This window comes from Chryseobacterium sp. StRB126, from assembly GCF_000829375.1.
Lineage (GTDB): Bacteria > Bacteroidota > Bacteroidia > Flavobacteriales > Weeksellaceae > Chryseobacterium.
In genome coordinates this window covers 2,082,345-2,095,772 of sequence record NZ_AP014624.1, presented here as the reverse complement: position 1 = coordinate 2,095,772, position 13,428 = coordinate 2,082,345, and the positions used below count along the sequence as shown (strand labels likewise).

Below are 13,428 nucleotides of genomic sequence, written 5' to 3'. Positions count from 1 at the left end.
CAAATATATAATTTTGGATGCTATAAATACAATCCCCAATTATTTTTTAATTCTATTTTAATTAGTGGAAAAAGTGTCTAACCCCAGTAAACATCATTGGGATTTTATGCTCATTAGCAGCTTCAATACTGTCCTGATCTTTTACACTTCCTCCTGGCTGAATGATCGCCTTAATACCTTCCTGAGCGCAGAAATCTACTACGTCACGGAAAGGGAAAAATGCATCTGATGCCAGTACTAAATCTCCTGTGAATTTTTCTTTTGCTCTTTCGATTGCCTGTTGTGTAGCCCAGATTCTGTTAACCTGTCCGCCTCCAATTCCGAAAGCCTGGATTCCGTTGGAAACCACAATAGCATTAGATTTCACATATTTTACAACTCTCTGAGAGAAAAGCAATGCTTTTTTCTGCTCCTCCGTAGGCTGAGTTTCAGTCACTACTTTGATGTCATCAGAGAAATGCAAATCATTATCCTGAACCAAGATACCTCCATCTACTTTAACCCATGTTTTCTTGTCGGAAACAGGGTTTACGATTTTGATGATTCTTAAGTTTTTCTTTTTTCTTAAAATTTCAAGAGCTTCTTCTTCAAAATCCGGAGCCATTACAATCTCAAGGAATGTTTTGTTTAGTTCTTCAGCTGTTGCCGCATCAATTTTATAATTCATTGCAACAATTCCGCCAAAGATGGAAACCGGATCACATTCGAAAGTTTTTTGGTAAGTTTCCAATGCTGAAGTACCGATTGCAACTCCACAAGGTGTAGAGTGTTTTACAGCACAACAAGCCATTTCTTCTTTAAACTCAGTGACTACTTTCCAGCAAAGGTCCATATCACGAAGGTTGTTGAAAGAAAGTTCTTTCCCTCCAAGCTGTTCGAAGTCTTTCATTGCTCCGTTCTCAAAAGTAGAAACGTAGTAAGCTGCTGACTGGTGAGGGTTTTCACCGTATCTCAAGTCAGAAACTTTCTTGTAAGATGCATTTAAATACGTTGGATACTCCTCATCTAAAAGCATTCTTGAAATAGCGGCATCATAAGCTGATGTAAGGTTGAATACTTTTCCTGCAAGCTTCTTACGAGTCTCAATGTAAGTATCTCCGTTTTGTTCCATTTCCAGTTTTACGGTTGTATAATCTTCTACATCGGTAATTACAGTAACGGAATCAAAATTTTTCGCTGCAGAACGAAGCATTGACGGACCTCCGATATCGATAAACTCTACTTTCTCATGTAAAGAAATGTCTTTATTCACATTTTCAAAGAAAGGATAAAGGTTTACGATCACCATGTCTATCAGACCAATTCCGTGCTCCTGAACAGTTTTCATATGCTCTTCGTTAGTACGAACCGCTAGCAGTCCACCGTGAACTTTTGGGTGTAAAGTTTTCACTCTTCCATCCAGCATTTCAGGGAAATTGGTTACCTCATCAATCTGAATTGGATTTAAACCAGCGTCTTTCAAATGTTTGAACGTTCCTCCCGTAGAGATCAACTCATAATTCTGAGCTTCCAAAAACTGTGCGAATTCAATTAATCCACTTTTGTCAGAAACACTGATTAAAACTCTCTTTTTACTCATTACTTTCAATTTTTACTTTTCACAGTTATTTCAAACTGTACCCGGGTCTTTCACTTCCGGATTACTTTTTATTTTACTTAGATTATTTGCTAATGTAGCAATGTACCAGTTTAACAGTGTAACAATTAAATGATTGGTAAATTGGTACATTGCTAGATTGTTACATTATCAGTTTCCTAGAACCTTATTGATCGCTAGAGGAAATATCTCATATTCAATCTGGTGAACTTTCTGAGCTAATGTTTCAGGGGTATCATCTGTTGTTACTTCAAAAGATTTCTGAAGAATGGCTGCTCCTTCATCAATACCCGGCGTTACAAAATGTACTGTTGCCCCACTCTCTACTTCTTTAGCTTCAATCACTGCATTGTGAACGTTCATTCCCCACATTCCTTTTCCACCGAATTTTGGAAGCAATGCGGGATGAATATTGATTATTTTACCATTCCAGTTTTCACAGAATTCAGGTTTTAAAATGGAAAGGAATCCTGCCAATACAATAAGGTCTGTATCTTGTGGAATTACTTTAGCCAATTCGCTGCTGAAGTTCTTTCCTCTTGGAATCAGTATGGTTTCTATATTATGATTCTTCGCTCTTTCCAATCCGAAACATTCTCTGTCTGCCACTACCAAAGCTACTTCTGCATTCTGAATTTCTCCAGCCTCAATAGTATCAATGATTCTCTGCAGATTGGTTCCTGAACCGGATACAAGGACTACAATGTTCTTCATATTTATTTGGCAGCCTTGTCAAGGTTTAAAACCTTGACAAGGCTTTTTTAATTAGCCCCGATTGCAGCGGCATCCTTTTTTGAAATGGCTTTGTAAAAAAGCACTGGCAAAAAAGATATAGCGGAAAGCGGGATTAAGCTTCTAAAATTTTAAATTGATTTTCTCTGTTCCCTCAGTGATTTCTCCGATTTCGTAGGCATCATCTAAAAGGTGTAATATTTTTTCAGCGTGCTCTGCATCTACAACAATTACCATACCTACTCCCATATTGAAAGTACCATACATTTCTTCTCTGGTAACTCCGCCTCTTTTTTCTAATTCGAGCATTACACTTGGAATTCTGATTTTAGAACCATCAATAGAAGCACAAAGTCCTTCAGGAATGATTCTTGGAACGTTTTCGTAAAGACCTCCACCTGTAATGTGTGCAATTCCTTCTACTTTTACTTCTTCCAATACTTTATGAATATCTTTGAAGTATAATCTTGTAGGAACTAAAAGTGTTTCATATAAAGGTTTTCCTTCAAATTCTTCTTCGAAGTTCGGGAATACTTTTCTTACTAAAGAGAATCCGTTGGAGTGGAATCCTGAGCTTGGCAATGCGATAATTTTGTTACCTGGCTTGATTTTAGAACCGTCAATGATCTGGTCTTTTTCTACGATTCCTACGCAGAATCCGGCAACATCATAATCTCCAGGTTGGTACATTCCCGGCATTTCAGCAGTTTCTCCACCGATTAATGCACAGTTGTTATCTTTACAAGCTTCAACCATTCCTAAAACGATTTCAGCAGCAATCTCAGAATCAAGCTTTCCACAAGCTAAATAATCTAAGAAGAATAAAGGTTTAGCACCATGGCAAAGAATATCGTTAGCACACATTGCGAAACAGTCTACCCCAATAGAATCATATTTTTTGGTATCCAAAGCTACTTTGAGTTTTGTTCCTACTCCATCTGTTCCTGAAACAAGAACCGGATTTTTGTATCCGCCAATTTCATAGAAAGCCCCAAAGCTTCCCAAGTGGTTCAATACATTGGAATTGTGGGTTTCGCCCACTGCTTTTTTGATCTTGTCAACCGTTTTGTATCCTTCTTCTTTGTCTACTCCTGCTGATTTGTAAGTGTTGCTCATGCTTAATAATTTATTTAATGTAACAGTATATCAGTTTAACAATGTAACAATAGTCTAATTTTGAAAACCGGAAAATTGGTATATTATTGCATTGGCATACTGCTGCATTTCACTTTTATATTTTTACTTTTTATATTCGATTTAGAAAACAAAAAAGCCGACAATCTTTTCAGATTATCGGCCGTTATTTTATCTCAGAATTTCAGAGCCCACAATTTTCCCTTTATGAGAAAAACATTGTTTATAGGAGGTCTGAATTTTCATCTCTTTTCTTTTTGCAAAAATAGTAATTTTAAACGAATATTCAAATTCTATTTTTCAAGGATGGTTTCAATGGCTGCAATCTTCTTTACTTTTTCCTTTAATTCACTGTCTTTCTCAGCGTTAGAAATTTTTTGTTCAGCTTTATCAAAGTTATCATTGAAAAAAGGAAGAGAGAATGTTTCTACCACATTTCCACCGTGGAAAGGGAAACGCTTAGACGCAGCTTCCAAAACTCCTGCTCCCCCTCTACCTCCAGGCGAGGTAGACATCAATAACATAGGTACTTCATTCCATACCGTTCTGTCTTTGATTCTTGATACCCAATCGAACACATTTTTGAATGCTGTAGAGTAGGTTCCGTTGTGCTCTCCTAAAGAAACCAACAACACATCTGCTGCATCAATTTTAGCTGCAAAATCATGAGCTTCCTGAGGAACTCCATCTGCTAATTCTCTTTCATGCTTATAGATGGGCATTTCGAAAGGATTCAAATCAATCACTTCCACTTCTGCTTTATCAAATAATGTTGATGCATAAGCTACCAACTGTTTGTTCATTGAAACTTCTGAATTACTTCCTGCTATTGCTAAAATCTTCATATTTTGTATTAAATTTTTAAGTTATCATTAAAGAATCACCATCTGCAAGGACTTTGTTGATGGTAATCCTATTTTATTTTAATTTTAAGGATACAAATTTAGTTTTTTATTTAAGATAAGAAGGTAATTCCATTGGGACTTCCATCAATAATATTTCGGTATCTTCTACTGCCTCGATATTAAAACTTTGTGTATCCCAGATTCCTAATCCATCTCTTTCATTCAGAATACGATCTCCTACTTTTGCGCTTCCTTTCAGCACAAATGCATAAACTCCATTTCCTTTTTTATTCAACGTATAGTTTTTACCATTCCCTTTTTTGAAGTTCGCAATATTAAACCATGCATCCTGATGAATCCAGACTCCATCATCATTTTTATTAGGTGATAAAATCTGTTGGAATCCGTTGATTTTTTCTCCTTCTTTAATGCTTTTCTGATCGTATCGTGGTTCAACATTCAATTCTTTTGGGAAAACCCATATCTGTAAGAATTTTACTTCCTCATCTTTATTTTTGTTGTATTCACTGTGTTGTACTCCGGTTCCGGCACTCATCACCTGGATTTCTCCTTTTCTGATTACCGCAGTAGTTCCCATTGAATCTTTATGTTCCAAATCTCCTTCTAGAGGAATAGAAATAATTTCCATATCCCTGTGCGGGTGTGTCCCGAATCCCATTCCCTGAGAAACGGTGTCATCATTCAATACTCTCAAAACTCCAAAGTTTGTTCTGTCTCTGTTCTGATAGTTTGCAAAACTGAAGGTATGATAAGAGTTTAACCAACCATGATTGGCATGGCCTCTTGAATCTGCTTTATGATATACTGTTTTCATTTCTGTGATTATTTATGGTACAAATGTACGGGATGTAGTGGTGAAATAAAGTTGATATAGGATAAGAAAGAACAACTGCTGATAAATCCATATGAGATATTTAATTTCCCGCAGATCACACAGATTTCGCAGATTTTTATTTGAGAAAAAAAATATTCATCAATCTTTTAAATCCCGTTGAAACGTTATTTTTCATTGGAATTATTGTAGTATAATCTGTATTATATTCTCTTGTTTCTATATTCATTTTATGGAGAAGTTGTTCAGCATCGATTTTTATATTTTTCCAAAACTCATGGGTATCTAAAATATTCCAATCCCATATTTCATTGGAAGTGTCATTTACTTTCTTTTTGAATAGCAAAAGTTCTTCTTTTAAGGACATATCAATAAGCTTATTCCTAAATACTGTTTCAAATAATACTGGCAAAAAAGCATAGTCAAGCTCTTCATATAATTCTGTTAGTGGATCTATTAAAACAGGAGCCATCTTATCCAGCTCTTCTACATTATAGGTATAGAGAATTAATGAATTGATGATATTTGTATAATAGAAATCTACATGTTTATCATATTCTGCTAATTCTTCCCGGGTAGAGCCTAGACTATCAAATTCATCAGGTTTGTTTTCTGACATTTTCCTTCTTTTACTTATTTAAAACAGCAATTTAGCTAATCTATTCATCCTTGTTCTACCTCATTACAGAATGGGAACGAGTATAAATATAAAAATAAGTTTGAGCAAAAACTACGGATTTTTCCAAAAGTATAAAAAATGCATATCGCTATAGAATTAAATCTATATATTTAACTACGAAGAGTGTTAAAAACGTTTTATATTTATCCCGTTTAACGTAAATATAAAAAGAATGATCAAGAAAACTCTATTTTTAAGCATTGCAACCTTAAGCTTATTCGCATGTAATAATGACGATAACGATAACAACCAAAAAATTGAAGCAAGTATTGTTGGCAAATGGCAACCTTCTAAATATATGGCCTACTCCGGAAAAGACGGCAGTATTATTGCCAGCGAATCATCCGATGCAAATGTATGTGATAAAAAAGGATTTATAGACATTGCAGCCAATGGAAAAATACACGAAATTTCCTACTATGGAAATGCTGAATCAGAATGCAAACTTGATACTGATACTACCACTGATTATACTTATGACGCTTCTTCTAAAACAATACAGGTTAAATATGATGGAAGCACTGAAGTCTCTACTATAAAAAAATTGACAGCCACTGAATTAGAAGTTATACAGGAACTCACGGATGTAAATGGTGATGGAATAAAGGATGAGATAACAGCAATATACAAAAGACTATAATTAATAACGCCACCTGATTTAGATGGCGTTTATTTTTGGTCTTATTCATCAATCAGGTTCTTATTTTCCCATAAATCACACAAAATACACAGATCTTTATATTCGCATGGCGCATGGATAAAATATGATGTTTATATTTTTAAATTGTTAAAACAATCTGAATCATCTGGAAATCTGTGAACCATCATACAAGAGTCTGGAAACATATAGGTTTTGGCTAAAGCCAAATGGAATGCATTTTAAATATAAGAGCGGGCTAAAGCCCGCCCCTATTGAATTTTATTACATTTATTTTTATTCTATAGCTGTATTATTTTCAGCTTCAGACTAAAAATGTACCTGTTTAATCTCTTCTTCAATTTCTTTGGGAGTTTCGTCTTCAGATTTAACAAAAATCATAGTGACCAAAGCTCCGATCAGCATGCATACTCCACCTACTACAACATAATCCATAGCCTGTTTACCAAAAATACCGCTTACGACAGGCCCTCCAAACAAACCGTTAATGATCTGCGGAATCACAATAAAGAAGTTGAATATACCCATATAAACTCCCATTTTTCTCTGTGGAATTACTTCTATCAGCATCGCATAAGGCATTGCCAGAATACTTGCCCATGCAAACCCTAATCCGATCATTGAAATCCAGAGGTTCTCCACATCTTTGATAAAATACATAGAGATCAATCCTAAACCACCACACAACAGAGCTAAAGCATGAGTCTGCTTTTTACCGATCCATTTAGCAATAGGTGTTAACAAAAAGGCAAAAGGAATTGCCCAAAGGTTATACATTCCAAAGAGTTTACCGGTTAAATCTCCAGCATCATTGAATGCTTTTGAATGAGTATCTTCCGGAGAAAGTCCCAAATGATGGGTTGCCAAAGCACTGGTTGTAAATACCCACATTGTAAACAGGGCAAACCATGAGAAGAATTGGACAATTCCAAGCTTTTTCATCTGTGCAGGAATTCCGGCAAAATCTTTGAAAATATCTGAAAATTTGGATTTTTCATGTTCTATTTCTTTTCCATCTTCAAAGGCTGCAAATTCTTCCGGAGAATATTCTTTAGTTGTGATGATGGTATACAGAATAGAAATAATCAGCAATACCGCGCCCACATAGAAGGAATAGATGACGTTGTCTGCAACAAAACCTTTAGGCGCTACGTTGGAAATACCAAGCTTGGTCAGCCAATCTGGCAAATACGACCCCAATACTGCTCCAACTCCAATCAGGATGGTTTGCACTGAAAACCCGATGGTTCCCTGATGTTTGGGGAGCATATCCCCCACCAATGCTCTGAAAGGTTCCATGGCAATATTAACGGAAGCATCCATCATCGCCAGAAAAATCACCGCTAATAAAAGGGCATTAGCTGCAAACATCTGGGTTACAGAAGCAGCATTTGGCAGCAACACCAATCCTATGGCACACAAGACAGCACCAATCAGGAAATAGGGTTTTCTTCTTCCCAACGGGCTCCAGGTATTATCACCCATATGGCCAATAATTGGCTGAACAATGAGCCCTGTAATGGGAGCCACCAGCCAGAACCATGACAGTTCGTGAACATCCGCTCCTAAATTGGCAAGAATACGGCTTGCATTTCCATTTTGTAATCCGAATGCCATTTGGATTCCGAGGAATCCCATACTCATATTAATGATCTGAGTAAGTGAAAGTTCAGGTTTTATTTTTCCAGCCATTGCTTTTTTATGCTTATTTTGTCTTTAATTCTTTAATCAAAACATCTTCAAGAGCTGTTTTCTCCACTACAACTTTATCTACAACATCATTAGGAACCGTCATAGAAAGGACGTATTGTTTTACTTTCCATTGTCCATTGATCTTTTCTACGACTCCTGAACCACGGCAGATTTTCATTTGAGTATCCAGTAATTCATCAAACCAAGCCAGCTTTCCATCTTTACTGAAGTAGATATTTCTTTTCAATGCTGTAAAATTCCAGGTTTTCTTTTTATCGAAATGAGGTTTTGCCCACACCATAAATTCCTTTTTATTCCAGACTTCTGTAGCATCTGTTCCGATAAATGTGGACTCATCAGCAAAAAAGTTGAAGTACCCTGTATAATCAGCTTTGGCAGCAGCTACATTGAAGGCATCAAGCATGGTGCTGATTTCTGATTTTTCTTTTTCAAATGTTTTGTTTGATTGTGCTGAAACTACTGTAAATCCGAATAAAAACAGGATAAGTGTATGAACAGCTATTAATTTATTCATCGTATTATTTATTTTTCTAGTTCAATAATTAATGGAGTTTTGGCAGGAATTGTTAACGTATTCTGTAATGAAAATTCTTTGCCTGAAATCACTTCTTTGCCTTTGGAAAACCCTTTCAGCGATTCTTCAAAATATTTTAAGTCTAACGTATGATCATTTTTATTATTGTTGATGACCACCATTACACTTTCTTTGTCATTATATCTGAAATAAGTAAATACACCATCTTTCGGAACAAAATTTTTCGTTTTCCCGGTATGAATTACTTCTTTTCCTTTTCTCCAGTTTAATAATTTCCGGGTAAACTGATAGAATTCTTTTTGCTCAGGAGTTTGTGTTGTGGGATTGAAAGCATTTTGTTTATCAGATTTCCAGCCTCCCGGAAAGTCTCTGCGGATATCAGCATCGCCTCCTTTTTCTTTATTCCCTCGCATTCCGACTTCTGAGCCATAATAGATCTGTGGAATTCCGCGGACTGTTGAGATAAGGGTTAATCCCATTTTGTAAACGTTCGGATCTGCGTTGAAAATCTCATTCCATCTTTCGGTATCATGATTTTCAAAGAACACCATTACATTATTGATGTCCGGATAAAGGAAATCGCTGCTGAAAGAGTCGTAAAGCTTAATCATTCCTGTATTCCAGCCTTCTTTTTCTTTGAAAGCTTTCGGCATATCTCCAAAAAGCATAAAATCCATTACAGACGGGAGGTTTGAGTTATATCCGGCTGCTTCTCCTGTTTTTGAGTTTTTTTGCCATGCTGAAATTTGCCCTGCGGTATACAACCAAGATTCGCCTACGATATTAAATTTGGGATATTCATCGGTAATGGCTTTGGCCCATTTTGCCATGGCTTCTTTATCATTGTAAGGATAGGTATCTACACGGAAACCTCCTAATTCAGCATATTCAATCCACCAGATGGCATTTTGGGTTAAATATTTTAAAACCAATGGATTTTTCTGGTTAAGATCCGGCATTGTTTTATCAAACCATCCATCTAACGCATATTTTTTATCAATATCCGAAGCGTTGGGATCAAACTGTGTGGATGTTTTGTAATTGGATCTTTTAAAACCATCTTCTCCTTCTTTGAACCAGTGAATCCAGTCTTTTGTGGGAAGGTCTTTTATCATCCAATGAGAAATACCCCAGTGATTGGTGACATAATCCATCACCAGTTTCATATTCCTTTTATTTAATTCCTGAGAAAGTTTTTTGTAGTCTTCATTGGTGCCGTAGCGGGCATCAATTTTATACAGATCGGTCTGAGCATATCCATGATAGGAATATACTTTTTCATTATCTTCATTCACAGGTGTTAACCAAACAGCTGTTGCGCCAAGGTTTTGAATGTAATCCAAATTATTGATGATTCCCTGAAGGTCTCCGCCGTGTCTTCCGTTGGGTAAAGTTCGATCTGCTTTTTCAGTTAATTCCGGAACAGAATCGTTTTTTTCGTTTCCATTGGCAAAACGATCCGGCATAATAAGGTACATCACATCCTTTGAAGTATAAGATTCTCGGTCTGCGGCTCCTGAATTTCTTGGTTTCAGTTCATAGGTATAAGAACCCAGATTCTTTTTATCATTTTCAATATTGATGCTAAACTTCGGAACGTTAATTTCATTGGTATTGATTGTGATAAAAACATAGTTCGGATTTTCTACCTTTTGAACATTTTTAATCTGTACACCATCTGAAAGAGAGATCTTATTATTAGCGATTCCTTTTCCGTAAACAAGAATCTGCAGTTCAGGATTTTTCATTCCCTTCCACCAGAAAGCCGGTTCTACTTTTTCCAACACTGTTGATTGGGAAAAAGCTATTGAAGCAGCGGAAAGGGCAAATAATGTATATATTTTTCTCATAACTTAGTTGTAATCTCCAATTTAATGATTAGCTGTGTACTATAGAATGCCATTAAGAACACTGTTCATCATTTTGAAAACCAGCAAGTTACATTTTAACACTCAACAATTTAAGTATGAACAACTTAGCAGCAAATTACGAAAAAAGCTTTAGAGTTATTATAAAATAATGAGTAGAATTATCTTTTATTCATCAGATTTCTCCGATTGATAAAATTCATTACTGGAATAGAGCTTCATTTATTACTTATTTTAAAACAGAACAACAATATTTCACTATTCGCATCCTATTTTCTATTAAATTTCCAATAAATTATAACATAAAAAGAACATTTAATCCAAAATAAGCAATTTTTAACTGTTTTATTTTTAGATTTACAGAAAAAATGTTTGATTTCAGTAAAATGTTTGAAAGTGATGGACCGGATATTGTTTATCCTTGGGCCATTCCTATGTTTGCGGGTATCATTTTTATAGAGATGGCGTATAGCCACTTCAATAAAGAGAAGCTTTATGAAACGAAAGATGTGGCTACCAATGTGCTTTTAGCACTTTTAAATTATAGCCTTGATATCATTATGAAAGGTTTTTCCATGCTCGTTATGATGTTCTTTTACTATCATCGCATTTTTGATTGGGAAGTAGGAGTCTGGTACTGGATAGCTGTATTTCTGGCCCAGGATCTTGCTTATTATGTTCATCATTACGTAGATCATCATTCCCGTGTGTTTTGGGCAGTGCATATCACCCATCATAATTCTGATTATTTCAATATCACCACAGGGTTCAGAAGTCCTGTATTTCAACCTTTGTACAGATATTTATTCTTCTCTCCTTTAGCATTCATCGGATTTCATCCACTGCATGTTATGGTAGCTTATTCTGCTATTCAGATTTATGGGACCTTTGTACACACGCAGTCTATAAAAAGTATGGGCTTCCTGGAATATATTTTAGTAACTCCTTCTCATCACCGAGTGCATCATGCCTGTAATATTAAATACCTTGACCGTAACATGGGAATGGGATTGATTATCTGGGATAAAATCTTCGGAACATTTGAAAAGGAAGATCCTGAAGTTCCTGTAAAATATGGTATTTATCCTAAGATGAAGTCTAAAGATCCGGCCACAGTCCTGTTTTATGAATGGAGAAGAATTGGAAAGGATCTGAAACAACCGGGACTTTCTTTCAAAGACCGTCTGAAATACCTCTTCTATTCACCGGGATGGAGACATGACGGAACTGGTAAAACTGTAAAACAGTTCCAGAAAGAATACAAAGAAAAGGTAAAAAATAAACCATTACCCGCTCAAGCTGAACCGAACGAAGCTAATGAGCCTGAATATACTCCTAATTAACCCGGATTCGGGATCATAAAATTAAGGATAAGAGGCTGGAAGAGAGAGGCTGGAAGTTACTATCGAAACTACAATTTCTGACATTGCCGCAAAATTTGATGAAGCTCTCTTTAAAGGAATAATACATTACAGGGTTGTAAGTGCTTTTTTAACCTCAATTCACTTCCCTCTCCCAGCTCCAGGCTTCCTTACTTACTAAAAACAGAAATGTCTTATCCCGAACTCAGGTTATTTAACATAAAAAGCCCCCAAGCCAATAAAAACTTGGGGACTTTTTATATTATTGTATTAAAAACACTGATCTAAAAAAGCTTATTTACTTTCAATATAAGTAACATTAACCAGTTTATTAGGCTTCAGATAAACAATATTTTTTTGAAAGTCCAGAAATATATTAAACCTTTTCAGGATTTCATTACCCAAAATATTCATCCTGGTACCCGTTACGGGTCTACTTTGAGACAATAGCTGTACAGGAATGTCTTTTAGCTGTGTTTTTCCTAATGATAAAGTTTGAAGATTAGAGGTCATAACAGGAATTTCATTGCCTTGTGCTCCTTTCATGATTACTTTTTTAATGACTGTCATTTTATCCGTTGGAAAACCTTGTTCATTCAATAAAGGACCATCCAGCATCGCTGTTCTTTGATATCCTGTATCAAACAGATACCAATCTTTATTTTTAGTCTGGTCCTGAGCAATATCTACCGGAACCTGAAAGACATTGTTATAATATTTTATCGGAAGCTGAGAATATTCAGATTTTACTTTGGATGGAAGCTGAGAATGCACCACCATTAAACCTTTATCATGATTTAATTCTACAACCATTCCATCAAATAAATCCCAACCAAATCTACCATCCGTCCCATGACCGGTAAGCTGTGCCGGATAAATATTGAAACCCCGATATTCTTTTTTTCCGATCTGCAGAAAATTGGTCCCCGATTTTAATGAGCTTTTGATTTTATTCTTCAATGTTTCCTGCGTAAGAACAAGATCACTTGTACCCGTATCAAAATTAAGTAAAAGGGTATCCACTTTATTAAGTACTGTTTTTACAAATATCGTATTCTGTTCATTGATATGAAGCTGCAGCGTGTCTTTAAAGGACATTTTACTAAAATCTTTCGGTGGCAGAGACTCAATTCTCGTCAACGCAGAATCTTTACCTTTCAAAAGAATAATAAAGTCTTTTTTTTTCTCCTTTTTTGAGATCTACAATAAGAGAGTCTATATCTGTTTTTATAGTAACCCTTTTATTAGAAGTGGCTATTTTAGATACCGTATAGACATCCGGCTTAATTTTAGGATCTATATTCCAGTCTGTTTTTAAGCCATTATCTTTTTCGTAAATAACGGCTTTAGGTCCATTGGCTTTTAGAACAGTTAATTTATTCTGGGCGAGTGAAAAGGAAGTTAAAAACGAGACAAGCAATAATGACAGAAATGACTTCATACCTCAATATTA

Annotated in this window: 13 protein-coding genes; 2 read left to right on the top strand and 11 right to left on the bottom strand. The window is 35.7% G+C overall.

The genetic code is table 11. The features are described 5' to 3' along the window. Nucleotides 1–61 precede the first annotated feature (61 nt). The 6 genes from purH to CHSO_RS09380 form a co-directional block, all read right to left on the bottom strand. Nucleotides 62–1,579 carry a bifunctional phosphoribosylaminoimidazolecarboxamide formyltransferase/IMP cyclohydrolase gene (purH, locus tag CHSO_RS09405; protein ID WP_045495275.1) on the bottom strand — a complete coding sequence of 506 codons (1,518 nt, stop codon included), beginning with the start codon at nt 1,577–1,579 and terminating at the stop codon, nt 62–64. A 168-nt stretch (nt 1,580–1,747) separates the two neighbouring features. Further along, the gene (gene purN / locus CHSO_RS09400) at nt 1,748–2,311 is read right to left on the bottom strand and encodes a phosphoribosylglycinamide formyltransferase (RefSeq protein WP_045495273.1); all 564 of its coding nucleotides are present in this window, start codon (nt 2,309–2,311) and stop codon (nt 1,748–1,750) included. Between the two features lie 141 nt (nt 2,312–2,452). Further along, entirely contained in the window at nt 2,453–3,445 is a 993-nt protein-coding gene (gene purM, locus CHSO_RS09395; protein WP_045495272.1) for a phosphoribosylformylglycinamidine cyclo-ligase, read from the bottom strand. 311 nt (nt 3,446–3,756) lie between these two features. Then, complete coding sequence (locus tag CHSO_RS09390; protein WP_045495270.1) at nt 3,757–4,308, bottom strand: NADPH-dependent FMN reductase; 552 nt, start codon at nt 4,306–4,308, stop codon at nt 3,757–3,759. Nucleotides 4,309–4,414: 106 nt separating this feature from the next. Further along, a complete protein-coding gene (locus CHSO_RS09385; RefSeq protein ID WP_045495268.1) occupies nt 4,415–5,143 on the bottom strand; it encodes a pirin family protein in 729 nt (242 codons plus the stop codon). A 136-nt stretch (nt 5,144–5,279) separates the two neighbouring features. After that, entirely contained in the window at nt 5,280–5,780 is a 501-nt protein-coding gene (locus tag CHSO_RS09380) for a hypothetical protein (RefSeq protein WP_185114277.1), read from the bottom strand. A gap of 232 nt (nt 5,781–6,012) precedes the next feature. Between CHSO_RS09380 and CHSO_RS09375 the strand changes: the two genes are divergently transcribed. Beyond that, a complete protein-coding gene (locus CHSO_RS09375) occupies nt 6,013–6,480 on the top strand; it encodes a lipocalin family protein (RefSeq protein WP_045495266.1) in 468 nt (155 codons plus the stop codon). A gap of 327 nt (nt 6,481–6,807) precedes the next feature. Here CHSO_RS09375 and CHSO_RS09370 read toward each other — a convergent pair whose 3' ends face one another. Genes CHSO_RS09370 through CHSO_RS09360 form a run of 3 tightly spaced genes read right to left on the bottom strand, consistent with a single transcriptional unit; the run spans nt 6,808 to nt 10,596 of the window. Continuing rightward, a complete protein-coding gene (locus tag CHSO_RS09370) occupies nt 6,808–8,190 on the bottom strand; it encodes an MFS transporter (RefSeq protein WP_045495264.1) in 1,383 nt (460 codons plus the stop codon). 13 nt (nt 8,191–8,203) lie between these two features. Further along, complete coding sequence (locus tag CHSO_RS09365) at nt 8,204–8,725, bottom strand: nuclear transport factor 2 family protein (RefSeq protein ID WP_045495262.1); 522 nt, start codon at nt 8,723–8,725, stop codon at nt 8,204–8,206. Nucleotides 8,726–8,733: 8 nt separating this feature from the next. Beyond that, nucleotides 8,734–10,596 (bottom strand): glycoside hydrolase family 13 protein, encoded by a 1,863-nt coding sequence (locus CHSO_RS09360; protein WP_045495260.1) that lies wholly within the window; start codon nt 10,594–10,596, stop codon nt 8,734–8,736. Between the two features lie 386 nt (nt 10,597–10,982). Between CHSO_RS09360 and CHSO_RS09355 the strand changes: the two genes are divergently transcribed. Next, on the top strand, nt 10,983–11,957 hold the full coding sequence (locus tag CHSO_RS09355) for a sterol desaturase family protein (protein ID WP_045495258.1): 975 nt from the start codon (nt 10,983–10,985) through the stop codon (nt 11,955–11,957). A gap of 312 nt (nt 11,958–12,269) precedes the next feature. Here the strand turns inward: CHSO_RS09355 and CHSO_RS09350 are convergent, their stop codons facing one another. Both CHSO_RS09350 and CHSO_RS09345 read right to left on the bottom strand, forming a co-directional pair. Continuing rightward, nucleotides 12,270–13,073, bottom strand: coding sequence for a clan AA aspartic protease (locus CHSO_RS09350; RefSeq protein WP_232509173.1), 804 nt, complete (start codon nt 13,071–13,073; stop codon nt 12,270–12,272). Between the two features lie 52 nt (nt 13,074–13,125). Continuing rightward, nucleotides 13,126–13,416, bottom strand: a complete 291-nt coding sequence (locus CHSO_RS09345) for a hypothetical protein (protein WP_045495256.1) — start codon at nt 13,414–13,416, stop codon at nt 13,126–13,128. Nucleotides 13,417–13,428 lie beyond the last annotated feature (12 nt).

Excerpts from the sequence above, each read along its gene's own strand:
- purH (WP_045495275.1), bottom strand. The coding sequence starts at position 1,579 with ATGAGTAAAAAGAGAGTTTTAATCAGTGTTTCTGACAAAAGTGGATTA.
- purN (WP_045495273.1), bottom strand. The coding sequence starts at position 2,311 with ATGAAGAACATTGTAGTCCTTGTATCCGGTTCAGGAACCAATCTGCAG.
- purM (WP_045495272.1), bottom strand. The coding sequence starts at position 3,445 with ATGAGCAACACTTACAAATCAGCAGGAGTAGACAAAGAAGAAGGATAC.
- CHSO_RS09390 (WP_045495270.1), bottom strand. The coding sequence starts at position 4,308 with ATGAAGATTTTAGCAATAGCAGGAAGTAATTCAGAAGTTTCAATGAAC.
- CHSO_RS09385 (WP_045495268.1), bottom strand. The coding sequence starts at position 5,143 with ATGAAAACAGTATATCATAAAGCAGATTCAAGAGGCCATGCCAATCAT.
- CHSO_RS09380 (WP_185114277.1), bottom strand. The coding sequence starts at position 5,780 with ATGTCAGAAAACAAACCTGATGAATTTGATAGTCTAGGCTCTACCCGG.
- CHSO_RS09375 (WP_045495266.1), top strand. The coding sequence starts at position 6,013 with ATGATCAAGAAAACTCTATTTTTAAGCATTGCAACCTTAAGCTTATTC.
- CHSO_RS09370 (WP_045495264.1), bottom strand. The coding sequence starts at position 8,190 with ATGGCTGGAAAAATAAAACCTGAACTTTCACTTACTCAGATCATTAAT.
- CHSO_RS09365 (WP_045495262.1), bottom strand. The coding sequence starts at position 8,725 with ATGAATAAATTAATAGCTGTTCATACACTTATCCTGTTTTTATTCGGA.
- CHSO_RS09360 (WP_045495260.1), bottom strand. The coding sequence starts at position 10,596 with ATGAGAAAAATATATACATTATTTGCCCTTTCCGCTGCTTCAATAGCT.
- CHSO_RS09355 (WP_045495258.1), top strand. The coding sequence starts at position 10,983 with ATGTTTGATTTCAGTAAAATGTTTGAAAGTGATGGACCGGATATTGTT.
- CHSO_RS09350 (WP_232509173.1), bottom strand. The coding sequence starts at position 13,073 with ATGTCCTTTAAAGACACGCTGCAGCTTCATATCAATGAACAGAATACG.
- CHSO_RS09345 (WP_045495256.1), bottom strand. The coding sequence starts at position 13,416 with ATGAAGTCATTTCTGTCATTATTGCTTGTCTCGTTTTTAACTTCCTTT.